A 21391-nucleotide genomic window follows, 5' to 3' on the forward strand; every position below is an offset into this window, starting at 1 on the left:
CGACAAGCAGGCGGGGTGTGGACGAGCAGGAGGGGCGTCGACAAGAAGGCGGGGTGTGGACGAGCAGGAGGGGCGTCGACAAGCAGGAGGGGTGTGGACGAGCAGGAGGGGTGTGGATGAACAGGAGGGGCGGACGACACGAAGGCGGGACGTCGGAGACCACTCAGCCATGGGTTCGTCTCTGATGTCCCGCCTTCGCGGGTCTGCAGGGCACGAGGCCCTGAGGGTGCCGGCTCCCCCGAACCGGCACCGGTCTGGGGGCTACGCCTTGTCGAGGCGGTAGCGGAGCGAGGCGAGTTCCGCGCGCAGCGCCGCGGGGACCTTGTCGCCGAAGGTGTCGTAGAACGCCTCCGTCAGGTCAGCCTCGGTCTTCCAGGCCTCGGCGTCGACGGAGAACAGCTCATCGAGGTCTGCGGCCGGGATGTCGAGGCCGGCGAGGTTGAGGTCCTCCACGCGCGGCAGGCGTCCGATCGGGCTGTCGACCGCCGGGACGTCGCCCGCGATGCGCCGGATGATCCAGTCCACGACGCGGGAGTTGTCGCCGAACCCGGGCCACAGGAAGCGGCCGTCCTCCCCGCGACGGAACCAGTTCACCTGGAAGATGCGCGGTGCGCGGTCGAAGCGCAGGCCACGGCCGACCTTCAGCCAGTGCCCGAAGTAGTCGGCCATGTTGTAGCCGCAGAACGGCAGCATCGCGAACGGGTCGCGGCGCAGCTCCCCGACCGTGCCCTCGGCGGCAGCGGTGCGCTCCGACGAGATGTTCGAGCCGAGGAAGACGCCGTGCGTCCAGTCGGTGGCCTCGACCACGAGCGGAACGTTGCTGGCGCGGCGTCCACCGAAGAGGATGACGTCGAGCGGGACGGCCTCTTCCCAGTCCTCGGAGATCTGCGGGCACTGCGCCGCCGACACCGTGAAGCGGGAGTTCGGGTGCGCTGCGGGCCGGCCGGACTCGGGCGTCCAGTCGTTGCCCTCCCAGTCGATCAGGTTCGCGGGCGGCGCGTCGGTCAGGCCTTCCCACCACACATCTCCATCGGGGCGGAGCGCGACGTTCGTGAAGATCGTGTTGCCCCACAGCGTCTCGACGGCCGTGACGTTGGTCGACTCGCCGGTTCCGGGCGCGACCCCGAAGAAGCCGGCCTCGGGGTTGATCGCCCACATGCGACCGTCTTCTCCCGGACGGATCCAGGCGATGTCGTCGCCGAGGGTCTCGACCCGCCACCCGGGGATGGTCGGCCGAAGCATGGCGAGGTTCGTCTTGCCGCACGCAGAAGGGAACGCGGCGGCGACGTGGTAGGCCTTGCCCTGCGGGTCGATCACGCGGATCAGCAGCATGTGCTCGGCGAGCCATCCCTCGTCGCGGGCGATGACGGAGGCGATACGCAGGGCGAAGCACTTCTTCGCCAGGATCGCATTGCCGCCGTAGCCCGAGCCGTAGGAGTAGACCTCGAGGGTCTCCGGGAAGTGCACGATGTACTTGTCGTCGTTGCAGGGCCACTCGACGTCCTGCTCCCCCGGAGCGAGGGGCGCGCCGACCGAGTGCACGGTCTTGACCCACGGGGCCCCCTCGGCGATCTGGCGCGTCACCGCATCGCCGACCCGGGTCATGATGCCGATCGAGGCGACGGCGTAGGCGCTGTCGGTGATCTGGACGCCGATGTGCGAGAGGGGACCGCCGACGCGTCCCAGCGAGAACGGCACGACGTACATCGTGCGGCCGCGCATCGAGCCCGCGAAGATCTCGTTCATCTTCGCGTGCATCTCGGCCGGAGCGGCCCAGTTGTTCGTCGGACCGGCATCCTCCTCGCGCTCGGAGGCGATGAAGGTGCGTCCCTCGGTCCGGGCGACGTCGCTGGGGTGCGAACGCGCGAGGTAGGAGCCGGGACGCCACTCGGGGTTGAGCTTGATCAGCTTGCCCTCGTCGACGAGATCGCGCAGGAGCCGGTCGTTCTCGGCCCGCGAGCCGTCGACCCAGTGCACGGCGTCGGGCTGGGTGAGCTCGCGGATCTCCTCGACCCAGGCGGCCAGCTCGGCCATGGCAGGGGTGTCATACGTCGGGGCCTCGCCGAACGTACGCGCCGCGGAGACGGGAGACGTGCGGGGGGTGAAGACTTCGGCGATGGCCATGACGTGTGCTCCTTCGAAGTGGGGGCGTTGCACCTATCTTCTTCCGGTTCGGACGCAACTTTCGGGCAAATCAAGCGATAAAAAACGCAATTCTTTCGCTACACTCAAGGAATGGCGTCCTCCGGCATCCACCTCACCACCCTCGGCCACCGCATCCGACACCACCGGCTGGAGAACGGCTTCACGCTCGATGAGCTCGGTGCGCTCGTCGGTGTCGCCGGCTCACAGCTGAGCCTGATCGAGAACGGCAAGCGCGAGCCGAAGCTGTCCCTCCTCCAGGCGATCGCGCAGGCCACGAGCACGGAGGTCACCGACCTGATCTCCGGCGAACCGCCGAACCGACGAGCGGCTCTCGAGATCGAGCTCGAGCGCGCACAGGAGAGCCCCGTCTTCCGACAGCTCGGCGTCGCTCCCGTGCGCGTGACCAAGGGCATGAGCGATGAGACGATCGAGTCGGTCCTCGGTCTGCACCGCGAGCTCGAGCGTCGGGAGCGTGAGGCGATCGCGACACCGGAAGAAGCGCGTCGTGCGAACACCGAGCTGCGGCTGCGGATGCGCGCGCAGAACAACTACCTCCCCGAGATCGAGAAGCTCGCCGAGAAGCACCTCAAGGCGGCCGGTCACGTCCAGGGCGCACTCACGCACCGCACCGTGAGCATCATGGCCGAGAAGCTCGGGTTCGAGCTGATCTACGCCAACGACCTCCCCCACTCCACCCGTTCGGTCACCGACCTCGAGAACGGACGGATCTACCTGCCGCCGGCCTCCATCCCCGGCGGCCACGGACTGCGCTCGATGGCTCTGCAGGCCATGGCGCACCGCCTGCTCGGACACACGCCGCCGACCGACTACGCCGACTTCCTCCAGCAGCGCCTGGAGATCAACTACTTCGCCGCGTGCTGCCTGATGCCCGAGACCGCCGCCGTGGCCTTCCTGCAGCAGGCCAAGAAGGACCGCAACCTCGCGGTCGAGGACTTCCGCGACGGCTTCGGCGTGACGCACGAGGCCGCGGGCATGCGCATGACCAACCTGCTGACCCAGCATCTCGGGATGGCGCTGCACTTCCTGCGCGTCGACTCCACCGGCGCGATCACCCGGGTCTACGAGAACGATGACCTGCCGTTGCCGATGGACGTGACCGGCGCGGTGGAGGGCCAGCGGGTGTGCCGCAAGTTCCAGGCGCGCGCGGCGTTCACGCAGCAGAACCGCACGGTCGAGCACCACCAGTACACCGACACACCCTCCGGCACGTTCTGGTGCTCGACCCAGACCGGATCGTCGAGCGACGGCGAGTTCTCGGTGACCGTCGGAGTGCCGTTCGACGATGCCCGCTGGTGGCGCGGACGGGAGACCAACGACCGGGCCGTCTCCACCTGCCCGGACGAGTCGTGCTGCCGCCGCCCGTCGGCCGAGCTGAGCGAGCGCTGGAGCGGACGGGCGTGGCCGAGTGCACGCGTGCACACGCACATGTTCTCGCCACTCCCCCGCGGCGCCTTCCCCGGCGTGGACGACAACGAGGTGTACAGCTTCCTCGCGCGGCACGCCGGAGAGTAGTCGCGACCGTCCTCGCGGCGAGCGGGATCAGTCGTCGAGGAACCGTGCAAATCGCCCCAGAGCGGCGGTCACCCCTGCGGGATCGGCCGGGTCCGCGAAGAATTCGGGAGGCGCGTCGCGCGTCGCGGTGGCGTGCGACCAGGTTCCGATCACGCGGCCCTGCTCGATGAGCGTCGCGCGCACCATCCCGTTCTTCCCCGGACCGACAGCCGCCAGATGCTCCGGGGCGCACACGTCCGTGCGGTCGGCGTAGGAGATGTAGTACTCGTCGAAGGCACCGAGCGCGTGGACGGCGGACGCATCCATCGTCCGTCGCGGTCGCCGGACCGCCCTGAACAGTCCCTCCTCGACCTCGACGACGCGCTCTGCCGCGCGTGCGGCGGCCTCGCGGGACTGCCCGAGCGTGAGTCCGGACCACCAGGAGAAGTCCGCGACGCCCGCCGGACCGTGGCCGTCGATGTACCGCACGAACAGCTCCGCGAGTGGGTCGTCGGGGCGCGCCGGGTCGGGGATGTGGTCCTCGACGAGGACGAAACGCTGCTCCCGCGTCACGCCGGTCCGCGGGGCGACGGGCCCCTGGCAGATGAGTCCGTCGATCGTGAGAGTGAAGAGCAGGTGGATCCCGCGTTGCCCCGCGGGGTCGATGCCGATTCCCTCGAGGATCTCGAAGAGCTCGGCGCGGGTGCGGCCGCCGTCGCGCAGCGACGGTGTCACCGCCCGCACGACCGCGGCGATCATATCGTCGTCGATGCCGAGCTGTCGATGACGCGTCGCCGCCTGCTGGCGCTGCCGCGCGGCCGTGACCTCCAGCATCCAGCCGAGGTCACGCGCCGGAACCGTGTGCAGCGTGCCGCGCATGGTCCAGCCCCGCACGAGGTCACCGCGGTCGAAGGCGCGATCGACGTCGCGCAGGGTCACGTCTCCCCGGGTGCGCACTGCGAGGGCCCATCGGCCGGCGGTGAAGTCCTGACTCTGTACGGCCAGCATGTGGTGCGCGGCATCGGAGACCGTGGGCGTCGGCGCGGTGAGGCGATGCGAGCGGAGGCGCTCGGCGAGCAGGGTCGCGGACTTCATGACCCCATCATGCCGGGCGCCTCCGACGCCGCGCACGCGCCACGTCAGCCCTGCAGCGTCACCTCACGGCGCTCCGGGAGCACGATCGGGTGCGAGCCCGCCATGACCTCGAGCACGCGGATCACCTGGCAGGAGTAGCCGAACTCGTTGTCGTACCAGACGTAGAGGATGAGGGTGTCCTCGTCGGCGATCGTCGCGAGTCCGTCGACGATGCCGGCCCGGTGCGAGCCGACGAAGTCGGTGGAGACCACGTCGGGGCTCTCGACATAGTCGATCTGCTGACGCAGCTTCGAGTGCAGGGAGACGCGGCGCAGGTAGTCGTTGACCTGGTCCTTGGTCGCCGGACGCTCGATCGTCAGATGCAGCACCGCGAGCGAGACATCGGGGGTGGGGACGCGGATCGAGCTGCCCGTGAGCTTGCCCTCGAGCTGCGGGAGCGCCTTCGCGACGGCCTTCGCCGCACCGGTCTCGGTGATGACCATGTTGAGCACCGCCGAACGCCCGCGTCGGTCTCCCTTGTGGAAGTTGTCGATCAGGTTCTGATCGTTCGTGAACGAGTGCACCGTCTCGACGTGCCCCTTGACCACGCCGTAGGCCTCGTCGATCGCCGCGAGCACCGGTGTGATGGCGTTCGTCGTGCACGAGGCCGCGGAGACGATGCGGTCGGAGTCGGTGATCGTGTCGTCGTTGATCCCGTGCACGATGTTCTTGAGCGGGCTCTTGCCCGGAGCGGTGAGCAGGACCCGGGCGACCCCCTTCGACCGCAGATGCTGCGAGAGCCCCGCCTCGTCACGCCAGCGGCCCGTGTTGTCGACCACGATGGCGTCGTCGATCCCGTGGGCGGTGTAGTCGATGGTGGCGGGGTCGTCGGAGTAGATCACCTGGATGCGGGTGCCGTTCGCGATGATCTGCTCGGCCTCCTCGTCGACCGTGACGGATCCGGCGAAGCGGCCGTGCACGGAATCGCGCAGCAGCAGCGATGCCCGCTTGACGAGGTCGTTCTCCGAGCCGCGCCGCACCACGATCGCGCGCAGCCGCAGACCGCTGCCGCCACCGGTGTGGGCGATGAGGATGCGGGCCAGCAGACGGCCGATGCGTCCGAAGCCGTAGAGCACGACGTCGGTGGGTTCGGCGGCGACGGCACCCATCGCGGGTGCCAGCACGTCGGCGAGGTAGGTCTCCAAGGACTCGCCGCTGGAGGCATGCCCGGCCACGAGACGGGCGACATCGAGCGAGGAGGCGCCGGGCGCGAGCGCGTGGACCGCTTCCAGCACGGCCAGGCTGTCTTCGATCGGGAGGCGCTCGTGTCCGAGCTGGGCCACGCGCTCGTGCACCTCGACGAGCCCGGTCGCCGACAGGCCGAGCAGGCGGTGCCCGTGGAGGGAGGTGACCACGTCGTGCTCGCGTCGAAGCGCCCCGATGAGCGGGATCATCCGCTCCGCCAGTTCTTCGCTCGCCGTCCAGTCTTCGCGGTGTGCCGCGGAATCGTTCATCTGCGTCCTTGCATGTGTGAGCGCGCACCGAGGTCACCGGCGCGCGGGTTGCCGGGTGATCGGGGGATGGCTCCAGCGTACAAGCCCCGGAACCGCGCGCCGAATCCAGGTCTTCCCGGTCTCACCGTGGGTCCGGTTTTACGTCTACACTGGTGGAATAATGAGTGAGACACTGCCCGGCGACGACGCCGACCTGATCATCCGCGGCGGCCGCATCCACACCCTCGACGGGACGGACTCCATCGCCCACACCCTCGCCGTGCGAAACGGCGTGATCGTCGCCGTGGACGACGCCGTCGCACCGCTCCGAGCGCGCACCACCCTCGAACTCGACGGGCGCACCGCAATCCCCGGCATCAACGACGCCCATCTGCACGCCGCCTGGCTCGGCGCGCGCTGGCCGCACCTGTTCTTCTCCGACACGTCATCCGCAGAGCAGCCGTCCGGGCGTCTCGTATCGAGCCGGGAAGAGCGGCGCACCGCCCTTCTCCGCGCATGGAGCCTCCTCGCCGAACGCGGCATCACGAGCTACACCGAGCCCGGGATCGGCCCGGGAGAGGACGCCGGCGAGACCGGCTGCTTCGGCACGGCCATGCTCGACACCTACGGCGAGCTGCACCGCGAAGGCGCCCAGACCTCGCGCGTGACCCTGCTTCGACTGTTCGGCACGATCGACGGCGAGAGCACACTGGAGGACTTCGAGCGCGGCATCCGCACCCCTGCGCCGACACACGACCCCCGGTGGCTCGCGATCCCCGGGGTCAAGATCTTCGCCGACGGCATCCCGCCGATGGCCACCGCCTGGGTCGAGGAGCCCTACACGGACGGCAGCACCGGCGCCCTGCTCACGCGGGGCGGGGATGATCCGCTCTCCGCGTTCCAGCGGATGGTGGAGCTCGCCGCCTCCCGCGGCATGCAGATCGCCGTGCATGCGACCGGCGACCGATCGATCTCGGAGTTCCTCGCCGTCCTGGAACGCCTCTCCGACGCGCCCCGGCCGCCCGCGCCCCACTACGTCGTCCACGGAGACCTGGCCACGCCCGAGCAGATCGCCCGGATGGGAAGGGTCGACGCCGGATTCGCCGTGCAGCCGCTGATCGCCGCGCACACGCACTCCTGGGCGGCGCTCCAGCTCGGCGAAGCACGCCTCGCCGCCGCCTGGCCCCTGGCGGCGATGCTCACCTCCGGAACACTCACGACGGTGACGAGCGACTCGCCGATCGCGAGCCCGGACTGGCGGCTCGGCCTCGACGCCTCGCTCGGCCTGCTCGGCGAAGCCGGCGTCGCCGATGACGCGCGATCGCGCCGCCGCCTGCTGCGTTCGATGACGGTGGATGCCGCGCGACAGGACGGCGCGTCCGCCTGGAAGGGAACGCTCGAGATCGGGAAGGTCGCCGATCTGACGATCCTCGATGAGGACCCCCTGACTCCCGGGCGTCCGTTCTCCTCCCTCGAGGTCGAGCGCACGATGGTCGACGGCCGCACGGTGTTCACCCGCGAGTGAGCTCTCGCACGACCGAACGCGGGTGCGCACGGAAACGGCGGGCGGCATGTTCACGCATGCCGCCCGCCTCTGATCCCCCTCGGACCAGTCCATGACCCCGGCGCCGGTCCCCCGACGCCGGGGTGGCCTCACACCGCGGTCGCCACGAGCACCCGGGGACTCCCCGGCAGAGCGACCTTCTCGCGCACTTCCCAGCCGGCATCGCTCAGCCAGCCACGCACCTGGGCCTCCGGATACACGACGGTCCCGTCGATCACGAGGTACTCCCCCGCATGCAGGGCGTCGATCCCGCGCTGCGCCGGATCGTCGTCGAGGAAGAAGTCGAGCACGGTCAGAGTCGCCCCCGGCGCCGCCGCCGCTCGCAGATTGCGGAAGATCCGGGCGTTCTCCTCGGCGCCGAAGCGGTGGATGACGTGGTTCGCGAAGATCGCGTCGTAGGCGCCCTCCGGCGCGGCGGTCGCGGTGTCGGCGACCCCCACCACGGCACGATCGGCGACCCCGGCCGCGTCGACCGCCTCGGCGATCCCGTCTTCGAAGCCGGGTGCGTACAGGAACGTCGTCCGCAGCTCGGGATTGCGCGCCATCACCGACAGCGCGAAGTCGGCCGAGAGGCCGCCGAAGTCGAGCGCGTGGGTGGCACCGGAGAGGTCGAGGTGACGGCCGAACTCCTGCGCGTGCAGGCGGTTGTACGTCATCACCCCCGCCATGAACGTCGCCCAGCGGGCGTCGTCCATCTGCAGATCGCCGGGCTCGGTGGTGTCGACCGTGTGCGCGAACTGGAGCCAGTGCGGGTAGCTGATCTCATCGAGGAACGTCAGGAAGGGCGCGAGGTCGATCGCGGCATCGGCACCGGTCAGATACGCGGCGGCGTCCGGGGCGACGGCGTACCGCCCGTCCGTACGCACCAGGAGGCCCTTGGCCGCCATCGCATCGGCGAGCAGACGGGCGATGCGCTCGCTCACCCCGCACGTCTCGGCGATCGCCGCCACCGTGTCCGCTCCGCCGTCGACGGCACGGAAGAGGCCGATGCGGCTGGCGTGGAAGAGCTGCTTGGACGCCATGTACCCCGTGGCGATGTCGAGGATCCGTGCCGCATCCGCGGTGGGCGTGTCGGTCATGTGTGGGCCTTTCCCTATATTTCTACGATTGTTGGAATTAAACGGCAGAGGTGTTCCCGGTCGCGGTTGCGGCTCAGTCGGCCAGGAAGTCCCGCACGGCGGCACGGAACTCCGCCGTGTGCAGGGCGGAGAGGTGATTGCCGGGGACACGTTGCACGCGGGCGCTCGGGAGCAGCCGCGCGAGGTCGTCGATCCCGGCCGCCATCGGATCGTCGGTGCCGCCCAGCAGCAGCACGGGCACGGCGATTCCCTCGGCCCGTGGCACGAACGGCTCTGCGGCGAGGCCCTCGATCAGGTCGATCAGATCGTGCGGACGGTTGCCGGACGACGACGCCATGTGCACGATCATGCCCGTGAGGGGATCCGTCGGCATGGCGCCACCGTCGACCGCGGCGCGCGCGGCCGCGAAGTCGACCTGCGCGAACGGCTCCCCCGCGCTGAGACCGCCGAGCACCAGGCGGTGCACGGAGACGCGCGGATGCGCCGCCAGATCCCACGCGAGGCGAGCCCCGAGTGAGTATCCGACCAGGTCGATCTCGTCGCTGCCGACGGCCGAGGCGAGTGCGTCCAGCACTGCGGTCGTGGGCGCCGTGCCGAGTGCCGGGCTCTCACCGTGCGCCGGGAGGTCGACCACCAGGCGGGGACGGTCGCCGACGACGCCGGCCCACTCGTGATCCGGCCAATCCTGCGCTCCGCGCGACGCGAGGCCGTGCAGGAACACGACAGGACGCCCGGTGCCCTGGTGGCGCTCGTGGAACAGGGATGAGGTCATGACGCGCCGTCCTCTCGGACCCGGCGCGCCGTGCTCAGCGCAGGCGTGCCAGGAACTGGTCGATGTAGGTCTCGTAGTCGGCGATCCGCTCGCCGTCGGGGTACATGAGGTTGATGACGGTCGCACCGACCGCCGCCGAGATGTACTCGTTCGCGAGCGGACCGTAGTCCTGATCGCGGATCGACCCCTCGTCCCGCGCGGCCTCCATCCGCTCGATGAGAGAAGCACGCCAGGACGCCAGGTGTCCGCGATACAGCTCGGCCAGCGACTCGTTCGCCATGGCGTACTCCCACAGCGCGAGCAGCACCCGCCCCGCGGCGATCTGCTCCTGATCGCGAGGGATCGTCGCCTGCAGGAACCCCCGCAGCGCGGCATCCGCGGACGTCGGCTCCTCGCCGGCGGCCTGCACGCCCTCGGACATCTGCTGGAGTATCGTCTCGAACGTCGCCGCGACGATGCTCTCCTTGCCCGGGAAGTAGTGCTTCAGCGCACCGTTCGCGAAGCCGGCCTCCGCCGCGATGCTGCGCATGGTCGCGGCCTCGAAGCCACCCTTCAAGATGATGCTCTTGGCGACCTCGACGATGTCCCGTCGACGCTGGTCGTGATCGATGATCTTCGGCATGAGGTCCTTCCGGCCGATTCCGAGGCATGGAGTGATCGGGCCTGGAGCTACCGTACCGCCGCATCGCGCACCTCCCGCAGAGCGAGCCACTGGGCACGTCGCTGACGCTGCGCGACCGGGTCGGCGACGGGCGAGGCGAGGCGCAGCCGCTCGGAGTACGGATGCTGCGGGGCACGGGTGACCTGCTCCCCCTCGCCGACCTCGACGAGCTCTCCGCGGTACATGACCGCCACGCGGTGACAGACGCGGCGCACGACTCCGAGGTCATGAGAGACGAAGAGGTAGGCCACGCCGGTGTCGCGCTGCAGCTCGATGAACAGATCGAGGATCGTCGCCTGCGTGGTGAGGTCGAGGGCGCTGACGGGCTCGTCGCACACGATGAGGCGCGGGCCGCGGACGAGGGCTCGGGCGATCGCGATGCGCTGACGCTGGCCGCCGGAGAACTCGCTGGGATAGCGATCCATGGCCGACTCCGGCAAGCGCACGCGGTCGAGCATCTCGCGCACCTTCGCCTCGGCGGCTCTCGTGCCGATACCGGTGGTGAGCAGCGGTTCGGCGAGGATGTCGCCGATCGTCATCGCGGGGTTGAGCGATCCGTACGGGTCTTGGAAGACGACCTGTACGTCATCGGCGAGCGCACGCCGGGCACGGCCGCCGAGCCTGCTGATCTCCCTGCCGTCGAAGCGGATGCTCCCGCCCGTGACGGGTGCGAGGCCGAGGATCGCCTTGCCGAGCGTCGACTTCCCCGAGCCGGATTCTCCGACGAGGCCCAGGCACTCGCCCGGCGCGATGTCGAGGGAGACGCCGTGCAGCGCGCGGAAGGCGTGTCGGCCACGGCCGTACTCCACGACCAGGTCGTCGACTTCGAGCAGGGCGCTCATGCGGTCACCTCCGTTCCGGTACGGTCGAGTTCGGCGCGGCCCTCCGCATCGTCCAGGGACGCGGCGATCAGTTCGCGTGTGTATTCCTCGGCGGGTGACGCGAACAGCGAGTCGACCGGTCCTGTCTCGACGACGTCACCGCCGCGCATCACGATCACCCGGTCGCAGATGTCGGCCACGACGCCGAAGTTGTGGGTCACGATCAGCAGGGCCATGCCGTACTCGGCCTGCAGCTCTCGCAGGAGTTCGAGCACCTCGGCCTGCACCGTCACGTCGAGCGCCGTGGTCGGCTCGTCGGCCACGAGCAGAGACGGCTTGCCCGCGATCGCGCCGGCGATGAGCACGCGCTGCGCCATACCGCCCGAGACCTGGTGGGGGTAGCTGCGCATGACACGGTCGGGGTCAGTGAGGCCGACGCGCAGGAGCATCGCACGCGCCCGCTCCCTGGCCTCCGCCTTGCGGAGCCCGTGGGTGCGGCGCAGCGGCTCGATGAGCTGGTGGCCGATCGTGTACGACGGGTCGAGGTTGCTCATCGGTTCCTGGGGCACGTAGCCGATCTCACGTCCGAGCAGAGCGTGTCGCTGCTTCGGCGTCGCTCTCGTCACGTCGGCCCCGCCCACCCAGATGGCGTCGGCGGTCGCGCGCCCGCTGGACGGCAGCAGGTCGAGCACCGAGAACACGGTCTGCGACTTGCCGGAACCCGACTCGCCCACGATGCCGACGACCTCACCTGGTGCCACGTCGAGGGTGACGCCGTGCACGACCTCGGTCTCGCCGGTCGGGGTGGCGTGCACGACCCGCAGGTTCTCGACGCGCAGCGCGGACTCCTCTGCGGTGTGCTGCGCGCTTCCGGTCGCGGGGGCGAGCGGCGTCGCGGTCCCGGCGGTGGTACCGGCAGCCGTGCCTGCACCGGTACCGGCAGCGGTGCCGGCGGCCGTGCCGGACTGGCGGGAGACGCGCGGCGTGCGCACCTGCACCAGCTCGGCGAGCGTGGATCCCATGATCGCGAGCACCGCGATCGTGAGTCCGAGAGCGGCCGAGGGCCACAGCAGCATGAGCGGGTACGTGAGCATAAGGCGGAAGCCCTCGAGCATCATCGCGCCCCAGCTGGGCACGTTGGAGTCGCCGATGCCGAGGAACTGGAGACCGGCCTGCATGCCCATCGCGATGCCGGCAGTGAGGGCGGTCTGGATGATGACCGGCGGATACACGGCCTTGATGACGTGGCGGAAGATGATGCGTCCGTCGGACAAGCCCGACACGCGAGCGGCGTCGATGTAGGGCTCGCCGCGCACGGCCAGGGTCTGAGAGCGCGCGATGCGGAAGTAGCCGGGAACCATGAACACACCGACGGTGGCCATGAGCAGTTCGAAGTTGTTGCGGCTGCCCGCGGCGACCACGAGCAGGATGATCATTCCGGGGATCGACTGGAGAGCATCGCTGATCCAGGTGGCGATGCGGTCGAACGCGCCGCCGAAGTAACCGGCTGCGACGCCGGACGGCACACCGATCACGAGCGCGGTGACGATCGTGATGAGCGCGCCCCACAGGGTCGTGCGCGTGCCGTAGATGAGTCGGCTCAGGATGTCCCGGCCGGTCGAGTCGCCGCCCAGGAGGTGCTCGGGCCCGGGAGGCGCCTTGGCCGCGGCGAGGTCGACGAAGTTCGGGTCCATCGGCGCGAGCAGGGGTGCGAAGACCCCGACGAGCACGATGAGCAGGAAGATCGCCAGCGGGATGTATCCGCCGGGGTGACGGAGAAAGCGGCGGAAGAGGCTCGAGCGTCGCTTCTGCGCCGCTCGGTCGAAGGCGACCCGGATGTCTGTGGTGGTCATGCGACGCGCACCTTCGGGTTGATCCAGCCGAGCACGAGGTCGAGCAGGAGGTTGATGAGGACGACGAAGACGATCGAGATGACCGTGATGCCGAGGAGCATCGGGATGTCGCCGTTCTGCGAGGACTGGTTGGTGAGCTGTCCGAGACCGGGGAGGCTGAAGATCTGCTCGACCACGATCGCGCCGGACAGCAGCCCCACGAACATCAGGGCGATGACGGTGAGGGCGGCGGGCGAGGCGTTGCGGAGGATGTGCAGGTTGACCCGGGTGGCGGAGAGACCCCGGCTGCGAAGCGTGCGCACCCAGTCCTGGCGGCTCTGCGCGATCACGGCGTTGCGCAGCTGCTCGGCGACGGCAACGATGCCGCCGAGGGCGAGCGAGATCGCCGGGAGGGTGATGGAGCGCAGCCATCCGTCCACGGATTGCGTCGGCGGCACGTAGCCGACGGCCGGGAACCACTTCAGCTGCACCGCGAGCCACATCACGAGCACGAGGCTCACCCAGAAGCCGGGGAGAGCGAAGAGCACGACCGAGATGCCCTTGATCACGCGGTCGAACCAGGTGCCGGGGCGGAGTCCGGTGATCATCCCGAACGTGACGCCGACGACCGCGGTGATCAGCGTCGCGAACGTCACCACCGACAGGGTGACGGGGACCTTGATCGCGAGCTGTGCGCTGACGGGCTGGAAGTTGCGCCAGGAGACGCCGAAGTCGAGCAGAACCGCGTGCGAGAGCCAGTCCCAGAACTGCACGAGGAGCGGACGGTCGAGGCCGATCTTCTCGGCGAGCGCCGCCTGCTGAGCCGGACTCGCCGTGGTGCCCAGAAGCGAGGCCGTCGGGTCGCTGATGGCGAGATGGGCCAGGAAGAAGGTGCCGATCGAGACCGCGACGAGCAGGAGGATGCCGGACAGCACCCGCTTCGCCGTGAACAGGAACATGGGGACCTCTCGGAGGATGGGGTCGGAGGGGGAAGGTTGCCGGGGCGGCCGGTGTCGCGGCCGCCCCGGCGGGCGTCAGCCCTGGGTGATGTAGCGGAGCGTCGGGAACATCATGCCCACGACGGGCTGCAGCTGGATGCCGGGCGCCGTGTAGTAGATGTTGTTCGCCTGGTACCAGACCGACCACCACGCCTGGTCGACGAGAGCCTTGTTGAGCTCCTTGACGGCGTCGGTCTGCGCGTCGCCGCGCTCGGTCTGCACCTTCTCGACGAGAGGAGCGATGACCTCGTTCTCCGCATAGTCAGGCGCGGGGTTGAACCACTGCGCGCTGGTCACCTGGCGGGCGACGGTGGCGACATCATTGCCGTCCATCGCGAGGAACGAGATGAACATCGGGTAGTTCGGCGCGTTCAACTGGTAGTCGGGCATCTGCATGTTGTCCCACGTGACCTTCACGCCGAGCTCGTTGAGCGCCTGCTCGGCCGAGGGCTTCCACATCTCGAAGATGGGCGACATCGGCATCGAGATCTCGAAGCCGTCGGGGTAGCCGGCGTCCGCCAGCAATTGCTTGGCCTTGTCCATGTTGTAGGCGTAGGTGTCGTTGAGCGACGGATCGTTGATGGGGCCGCCGTCGGGGAACACCTGGTTGGTGGCGACGCCCGCTCCGCTGCCGACCGCGGCGAGGACCGCCGCTCCGTCGAAGGCGTAGTTCAGCGCCTGCCGCACCTCGAGCTTGCCGAGCGGCTCGCTCTTCACGCCTGTGTGGTCGGTGATGACGAGGCCCGCCCATCCGGACACGCGTTCGGCGGTGTTCCACCCCTGCTGCTTCGCCTGCTCGAGGTTGGCGACGTCGCCGTACTGCACGTTGATCTGGCCGCTGAGCATGGCGTTGTGACGGGCGGTGGCATCGGTGATCGGGAAGATCGCGAGCTCGGAGAAGGGATACGCGTCGGCGTCCCAGTGGTCGGCGGTCTTGGTGAAGTGGTACTCGGCACCGGCGACGCTCGTCGTGCTGTCGAGGACGTAGGGGCCGGAGCCGATGGGCTCGCTGCCCAGCGTGCCCGCTTCGATGGCGGCCGGGGAGGCGACGTAGCTGCGTCCGAGACCCATGAAGTAGAGGATCGTGTCGTCGCGCTGCGTGAGGGCGATGCGGACGGTGTCGTCGTCGACCTTCTCGAAGGAGGCGACGTTGACGTAGGCCTCACTCGAGCGCGCACCCGCCTTGAGGTACTCGAGGCTCGTGATCACGGCGTCGACATCGACCGGGGTGCCGTCGCTGAACACGGCGTCGGTGCGGATGTCGAGGTCGATGCTGAGGTCGTCGTCGGCGACGGTCCACTCGGTGGCGAGTGAGGGGATCGGTTCGCCGTCGGCGTCGAGGGCGATCAGAGCGTCGTAGACGGCGGAGAGATACGGGCCGTCGAAGCCGATGTCGGCGAGCGAGGGATCCCACGACGTGACGTCGAGGAAGTTCCCGATGTTGAGGGCAGCGGGGCTGTCGACCCCGCTGCCCTCGGACGGCGAGGGCGACGCGCCGCCACTGCAGCTGGTGAGGGCGAGCGTCACGGCGACAGCCGCGGCGAGCGCGAGGGGCATTCGTTTCATGATTCCTTCTCTCGGGTGCAGGGGGTGGTGAAGAAGGGTCGAGGTGCCGCTGATCGGAAGCCGGGTCCGACGTCACTTCGATGTGTCGTGCTGGTTAGTCTACATGCGTGGAAAAAGAGCGCAAGGGCGATTCTCCCCCGCGGTGTGCCGGACCATGCCCGGGGGCGCACCGGGCTTGACCGAGCGCGCAGGCATGAGCGCGTGGGCTTGAGTAGACCAGCACATCCCGAGCCGCACACGCAGGCAGCGGTATCAGGCGTCGATGTCAGGCAGCGGCATCAGGCGTCGATGTCAGCCGTCGATGTCAGGCACCGGCATCAGACGTCGATGTCAGGCGGCGATGCCAGGCACCGATGTCAGGCGGCGAGGTCAGGCGGCGATGTCGAAGCGCGCTCGACCGCCGAGGCGCGGGCTGCGCGCAGGGTCGACCGAGGCGGGAGGGATGAACCACACCCGCCCCACCGGACCGCCCCCATCGATACGGATGTCCCACCCGTTGTCATGCACTCGGTGGTGGCAGGTCTCGCACAGCAGCACGCCGTTCGACAGATCCGTCGGCCCGCGGTCACGACTCCACCACCGGATGTGATGCGCCTTCGTCATCTCCGGCGGCAACCCGCACATCGCGCAGCCCCCATCGCGCTCCACCAGCGCCAACCGTTGCGATCGCGTGAACAAGCGCTTCTCGCGCCCCCAGTCGAGCACTTCACTCGCGGCGCCGAGCACACACGGAATCACACCCCCACCAGCAGCCATCCGTCGCGCGGCTCCGATGCTGATCGGCTGCTCGACCCCGTCGATCTCCGCGGAACCGGTGCCGGCTTCGAGATCATCGAGGCTCATTCTCACCACGATCGTCGCTCCTGCCAGCGGCACTCTCGCTTCGCAGCCGAGCACGTGGGCGGCGAACACGGCGAGCGCATCAGCGTGCAGCATCGGCACGGTGCGACGGTCGGCGTCGGGCGCGTCGGGAGCGGCGGCATCCTTCCGGGCGGCGAACGCGGCCGTCACGTAGCCGCGGATCGCGGTCATGACAGGGGCAGCCGTCTCGGCATCGAGGACCGCGTTCAGATGCACCATCCCCTCACGCTCGTGGATGGTGAGGGATCGACGGGACCGCTGCTCCTCGAGTCGCGGCTCCACCCCATCCGGGTCCAGCCACGCCTCCGCTCGCACCACCAGCTTCCGCACATCGTCCAGCGCGAGTCCGAACGCTTTCTCCACCAGCACACGCTCTGCCTCGGCGACGCGCGTCAGGCCCACTGCGACGCGACATCGATCGAGCAATGAAATGATCACCGCCGCCGACTGAGCGCTCAGCGTTCCCGCGCCGAGCGCCTCCCGCACGACCGGGTATCTCGCCGGCAGCGGCGCCCCCAGGAGGTCTGCACGCGGGGCAACGGCCTCTCCCACCTTCACGAGCCGGGTCGCATCACCGCGTGACACACCCACAGTCGCCGCGATCAACGTCGCCGGATTGCGGAACCCCTGCTGCTTCGCGAGACTCTCGGCACCGAGTTCGGGGCGGGACTCGCGAGAGATGCACGCGGCCACCTCGACGTGCACGGCATCCAGCCGGCGCTGGAGCACCCCGAGCGACGCGCTGACCGCGATGAGCTGCTCCCGCGACAACTCACCCGAGTCGTCGGCATCAGCCCACGCCGCGTCGAGACGGGACATCGCCTCATGCAACACGGCCAACTTCGACATACCCAGATTCTACCGAAGAATCGCCCGACTTTCGAAGATTTGTTCGAATGAATGCCAGCATATCGCAGACCACCCAGGGGGTCCTCCAGGCAATCCCAGAGCCACCCCCGCCCCGTCACGGAAGGTGCGCGGCGAAGCCGGATCCTCAGTCGTCGCGAAGGGCTCTCTTCACTCGGAGCAATTCGGCCGCCGATTCGATCTCCGCTTCGCGCGGGCCTCGCATACCGGACCCGTTGGTCGGTGTGAGGATGAAGGAGAGCAATCCTCCGCGCACGGTGATGTCGAGCCGCCCATACGACACGCTCGTCTCGTTGCGCCGTGATACCGAAACGATGTCGCGAAGAGCGTAATCCTGCCTCTCGACTGAATGGCGCGGCCTTGCCAGCCCTGCGTGGATGCACACCGTCAGGCGGTCCGGGTGAACCAGCAACCACCCGGCGCTCACACGATCCGCGGGGGTGCCATCCACGTCGAGATCGGCCCGCGAAAACGCGAAGCCAGCCAATGCTCCGGCACCCTGCACGTCGCGCGCGGCGGCTCGAACGAGCCACCGCCACCGAAGCGCGTTCCATCCCGCGGCAGCGATCAAAGCGAGTCCGGCGGCGGCGAACAGCATCACACTGCCGATCGATGCCCCTTGCAGCGCCGGGAGCACGAGAACGACGACGCCGAGGAGAACCGCACCGCACATCGAGATGTTGCGGCCGAGCGTCGTCAACGGCCCGTCGGGGGCGAGGCGAAGAAGCTCCACTCGAGAGAAGCTTCCCTCTTCGCTGGACGACCCGTTGCGCGTCATCACCTCAGCCCACCCGCACGTCGGACACACCAAGCACCGTCATTCGCAGCTCCGCTCGTCCAGCGGTCGCCTCGGCTTCGAGGGGATTGCATCGGTCAAGCCACCGTCTTGCTCGGCAGCCCGGCGTCTCGCACGAGCGCGTCTGTCGAGAATCAGATACCAGCCGACGAAGAAGACCACCAGAAAGAGGAATCCGCCGAAGACCACGGCCATGAGCAGTGTGGGCTCCGGGCTCATCTCATCTCCACTCCCCCGACATCCACGGCGGATCTCGGCGCGCCTCATGTTCCCACACCGGCAGCGCGCAGCCCCCAGAACCCCGGCTCCCTTCACCACGCCCCGTCGGCGCGCACCTCCCGGTCGACCCAGCAGTCGGCGAGCGCGCCCCGCACCTCGGCTCCGTGGTCTCGCGCGAGGGTGAGCGCCGCATGGTTCTCCTCGAGTTGCGCGAGACGCGAGGCACCGAACAGCACGTTCGCGGTGGCGGGGTTCGACAGGCAGAAGGCGACGCCGAGCGCGGCCGGCGTGACCCCGAACTCTCCCGCGACCCGCGCGACCTCGGGGTACACGGCGGCGATCTGCTCCCGGATGCCTCCCACGTCGGCACCGATCTTCCGCTCTGGCATGCGTCCGGTGGCGAGGATTCCGCCCTCGAACACGTCCGACGCCTGGAGCGCGAGAGCCCCCTCGGCGAACAGCGGACCATAGGCGTCCCCCTCCGCCATCGATCGCCGAGCGATCCCGTACTTCAACTGCGCGAACGCCGGGCCAGCCATGCCCTGCGCCGCGGCGACGGCGAGCGCCTCCCGCGTGTGCTCGATCCGCCAGTTGTTGATGCCCCAGGAACCCACGAGCCCCTCGGCGATCAGCTCGTTCACGTCGGCGACGAGGTGCGGTAGGTCCGGAGCGTCGAGGTAGTCGCCCACGACGAGGGTGTCGAACCGGTCGAGGCCCGCTCGCTCCAGGGACTCGACAAGTTGCGCGCGGAAGCCCTGGTTCGGCCAGTCCCACAGCCAGAGCTTGCCGCACAGCACGATGTCATCGCGGTCGACGCCGCTCGCTCTCAGCGCCTGCCCGAAGAGGATGTCGGTCTTCGAGTTCTCGGAGTGCGGACCCATGTTGTAGTACGCGACGTCGAAGAAGCCGGCGTCCAGCTCGACCGCCCGGCGGATCAGCGCCACCGCGTCGTCGGGCGCCATCCGATCCCAGGTGTTCCAGGATCCGAGCGCCAGCGGGGGCACCGGGGCGCTCCGGGAATCCAGCGGCTTCCAGGGATATGTCGTTTCGGGCATGAAGGCTCCTTCGCCGTCTCGAGACACGGGGTTGTGTTTTTCTATGTTTGTAGAATATAACGGAGACATCCCGTCAGAACCGCCGTCAGTGAGGACGAACATGACCGTATCCCCCCGCCGCATCCTGGTCACCGGCGGCGCGTCCGGCCTCGGCCGTGGCATCGCCATCGCGTTCCGCGACCGCGGAGACGAGGTCTTCATCGGCGATGTGAACGCGGAAGCCGCCACGGCGATCGCCGCCGAGATCGGCGCCACGGCGCTCACCCTCGACATCGGCGACGAGTCCTCCGTGCGCGCCGCAGCCGAACGGCTCACTGCCGACGGCGGCATCGATGTCCTGGTCAACAACGCGGGTATCGTCGCCGGCGGCGGCACCCTGCAGGACGTCCCGGTCGACGTCGTCGACGCGGCCCTGCGGGTCAACGTGCGCGGAACCTTCCTCATGCTCCGCGTCTTCGGCGCGCTGCTCGCCGACGCAGGACGCGGCGCGATCGTCAACATCTCGTCCATCGGCGCACGGCAGCCCACCCCCGGACTGGGGCACTACGAGGCGACGAAGGCCGCGGTCGACGCTTTCACCCGCACCGCGGCGATCGAGCTCGCTGCCTCGGGCGTCCGGGTCAACGCGGTCGCCCCCGGTCCCGTGCTCACGCCTCTCACCGCGGACTTCGCCTCGAACCCGCAAGCCCGTGCGGCGTGGGAGTCCCGCATCCCGCTCGGCTCCATCGCCGAGGTCGACCAGATCACCCCGCTCGTGCTGTTCCTCGCGAGCGACGCCGCCAGCCACATCACCGGAGTCTCCGTCCCCGTCGACGGCGGACAGCTCCTGGTCTGACGCGGGATCGATTCCGCACCTTCCCGTCCCCTCCGAGGCCCCTTTCTGATCCGCCACCCGCCCCGCTGATCCGCCACCCGCCCCGCTGATCCGCCACCCGCCCCGCTGATCCGCCACCCGCCCCGCGACTGGAGAACCGCATGCCCCTCCCCACCCGCACCCAGGCCGCCGTGCTCACCGCGCACGGCGAGCCGCTCACCCTGCAGGAACTGCCTCTCCCCGCCGAGATCGAAGCCGGCGCCGCGCTCGTGCGCATCGCGTGCACCACGCTGTGCGGCACCGACATCGAGATCTGGGAGGGACGGATGACCTTCCCCGGCATGCTCCCGATGGTGCTCGGCCACGAGATGGTCGGCGAGATCGTCGCCACCGGCCCCGACACGAAGGACGCCCTGGGCCGCCCCCTCTCCCCCGGAGATCGCATCGGCTGGTCCGAGTCGACCTGCGGAGAGTGCTACGGCTGTGTGGTGCTGCGCGAGCCCGTCGCCTGCTCCCGCCGCGGGTACGGCTTCCTGCAGCGTGCGGACGTGCCTCCGTTCGCCACCGCGGGACTCTCGGAGTACGCCTATGTGACCCCGGGGGCAGCCAAGCTGCTGCTCCCGTCATCCGTCAAGGACACCTGGGCCTCGATGGCCGGATGCGCGGCCAAGACCGTATTGCGGGCCTTCGAGCGGGCAGGGCGCATCCGCCCCGGCTCGACCGTGGTCGTGCAGGGCGCCGGGGCGCTCGGCATCTTCGCCACGGCCGTCGCGAAGATCTCCGGTGCAGGCCAGGTCATCACGGTGGGCGCCCCCGCCTCCCGGCTCGAACTCGCCGGCCGCTTCGGCGCCGATGCGGTCGTCGACTTCCGCGACGGCCCGGTGGTCGATCAGGTGATGGCGCTCACGGGAGGGCGCGGCGCCGACCACGTGTTCGACTTCGCGGGCGCGCCCAGCGTCGGCCCTGACGCGATCGCGATGGCCGCTCAGCGCGGGACCGTCACGATCGTCGGCTCGACCGGTCCCGCGGGCGACGGCTTCCCGCTCAGCACCATCATGGGCAAGGAGCTCACGGTGGTCGGCTCACTCAACGGCGACATCTCCGACTACTCCCGTGCGATCGACTTCTTCACCGCGTTCGCGGATCGCTACCCCTGGGACGACCTCTTCAGCGCCCCGGTCGGCCTCGCCGAAGCCTCCGCGAAGATCGCCCACATGCACGACCTCGATGAGGTCAAAGCCGTCATCGACCCGAGACTGTGA

Annotated in this window: 17 protein-coding genes; 4 read left to right on the plus strand and 13 right to left on the minus strand. The window is 69.3% G+C overall.

Going from position 1 to position 21391, the window contains the following annotated elements; genetic code table 11:
* Positions 1–261 precede the first annotated feature (261 nt).
* Positions 262–2124: a phosphoenolpyruvate carboxykinase (GTP) gene (locus KV397_RS11465; protein WP_261811306.1), complete on the minus strand. Its 1863-nt coding sequence runs from the start codon at positions 2122–2124 to the stop codon at positions 262–264.
* 111 nt (positions 2125–2235) lie between these two features.
* Between KV397_RS11465 and KV397_RS11470 the strand changes: the two genes are divergently transcribed.
* Positions 2236–3678 carry a helix-turn-helix transcriptional regulator gene (locus KV397_RS11470; RefSeq protein ID WP_047523168.1) on the plus strand — a complete coding sequence of 481 codons (1443 nt, stop codon included), beginning with the start codon at positions 2236–2238 and terminating at the stop codon, positions 3676–3678.
* Between the two features lie 27 nt (positions 3679–3705).
* On the opposite strand, the gene KV397_RS11475 is transcribed toward KV397_RS11470, so the two are convergent.
* Together KV397_RS11475 and KV397_RS11480 are read right to left on the minus strand one after the other, a co-directional pair.
* Positions 3706–4752 carry a winged helix DNA-binding domain-containing protein gene (locus KV397_RS11475; RefSeq protein ID WP_131494415.1) on the minus strand — a complete coding sequence of 349 codons (1047 nt, stop codon included), beginning with the start codon at positions 4750–4752 and terminating at the stop codon, positions 3706–3708.
* A 44-nt stretch (positions 4753–4796) separates the two neighbouring features.
* Positions 4797–6245 carry a glyceraldehyde-3-phosphate dehydrogenase gene (locus tag KV397_RS11480; RefSeq protein ID WP_261811307.1) on the minus strand — a complete coding sequence of 483 codons (1449 nt, stop codon included), beginning with the start codon at positions 6243–6245 and terminating at the stop codon, positions 4797–4799.
* A 160-nt stretch (positions 6246–6405) separates the two neighbouring features.
* On the opposite strand from KV397_RS11480, the gene KV397_RS11485 reads away from it, so the two are divergent.
* The gene (locus tag KV397_RS11485; RefSeq protein ID WP_261811308.1) at positions 6406–7749 is read left to right on the plus strand and encodes an amidohydrolase; all 1344 of its coding nucleotides are present in this window, start codon (positions 6406–6408) and stop codon (positions 7747–7749) included.
* 128 nt (positions 7750–7877) lie between these two features.
* On the opposite strand, the gene KV397_RS11490 is transcribed toward KV397_RS11485, so the two are convergent.
* From KV397_RS11490 to KV397_RS11535, 10 genes are all read right to left on the minus strand, one after another.
* A complete protein-coding gene (locus tag KV397_RS11490; protein ID WP_131494412.1) occupies positions 7878–8867 on the minus strand; it encodes a methyltransferase family protein in 990 nt (329 codons plus the stop codon).
* Between the two features lie 73 nt (positions 8868–8940).
* A complete protein-coding gene (locus KV397_RS11495; protein ID WP_261811309.1) occupies positions 8941–9639 on the minus strand; it encodes an alpha/beta fold hydrolase in 699 nt (232 codons plus the stop codon).
* Between the two features lie 34 nt (positions 9640–9673).
* Entirely contained in the window at positions 9674–10261 is a 588-nt protein-coding gene (locus KV397_RS11500) for a TetR/AcrR family transcriptional regulator (RefSeq protein ID WP_131494410.1), read from the minus strand.
* A 47-nt stretch (positions 10262–10308) separates the two neighbouring features.
* Complete coding sequence (locus KV397_RS11505; protein WP_261811310.1) at positions 10309–11142, minus strand: ATP-binding cassette domain-containing protein; 834 nt, start codon at positions 11140–11142, stop codon at positions 10309–10311.
* The gene (locus KV397_RS11510; protein ID WP_261811311.1) at positions 11139–12974 is read right to left on the minus strand and encodes a dipeptide/oligopeptide/nickel ABC transporter permease/ATP-binding protein; all 1836 of its coding nucleotides are present in this window, start codon (positions 12972–12974) and stop codon (positions 11139–11141) included. Before KV397_RS11510 ends, KV397_RS11505 begins: the two co-directional genes overlap by 4 nt.
* Entirely contained in the window at positions 12971–13912 is a 942-nt protein-coding gene (locus KV397_RS11515) for an ABC transporter permease (RefSeq protein ID WP_131494407.1), read from the minus strand. Before KV397_RS11515 ends, KV397_RS11510 begins: the two co-directional genes overlap by 4 nt.
* A gap of 75 nt (positions 13913–13987) precedes the next feature.
* Positions 13988–15517 carry an ABC transporter substrate-binding protein gene (locus KV397_RS11520; protein WP_261811312.1) on the minus strand — a complete coding sequence of 510 codons (1530 nt, stop codon included), beginning with the start codon at positions 15515–15517 and terminating at the stop codon, positions 13988–13990.
* Positions 15518–15886: 369 nt separating this feature from the next.
* Complete coding sequence (locus KV397_RS11525; protein ID WP_261811313.1) at positions 15887–17227, minus strand: HNH endonuclease signature motif containing protein; 1341 nt, start codon at positions 17225–17227, stop codon at positions 15887–15889.
* Between the two features lie 145 nt (positions 17228–17372).
* A complete protein-coding gene (locus KV397_RS11530; RefSeq protein WP_261811314.1) occupies positions 17373–17945 on the minus strand; it encodes a hypothetical protein in 573 nt (190 codons plus the stop codon).
* A 407-nt stretch (positions 17946–18352) separates the two neighbouring features.
* Positions 18353–19315 (minus strand): aldo/keto reductase, encoded by a 963-nt coding sequence (locus KV397_RS11535; protein WP_261811315.1) that lies wholly within the window; start codon positions 19313–19315, stop codon positions 18353–18355.
* Between the two features lie 100 nt (positions 19316–19415).
* Here KV397_RS11535 and KV397_RS11540 point away from each other — a divergent pair, with 100 nt between their 5' ends.
* Positions 19416–20150 (plus strand): SDR family NAD(P)-dependent oxidoreductase, encoded by a 735-nt coding sequence (locus KV397_RS11540; protein ID WP_261811316.1) that lies wholly within the window; start codon positions 19416–19418, stop codon positions 20148–20150.
* Between the two features lie 140 nt (positions 20151–20290).
* A complete protein-coding gene (locus tag KV397_RS11545) occupies positions 20291–21391 on the plus strand; it encodes a zinc-binding dehydrogenase (RefSeq protein WP_261811317.1) in 1101 nt (366 codons plus the stop codon).

Source organism: Microbacterium aurugineum (assembly GCF_023101205.1).
Taxonomy (GTDB): Bacteria; Actinomycetota; Actinomycetes; order Actinomycetales; family Microbacteriaceae; genus Microbacterium; species Microbacterium aurugineum.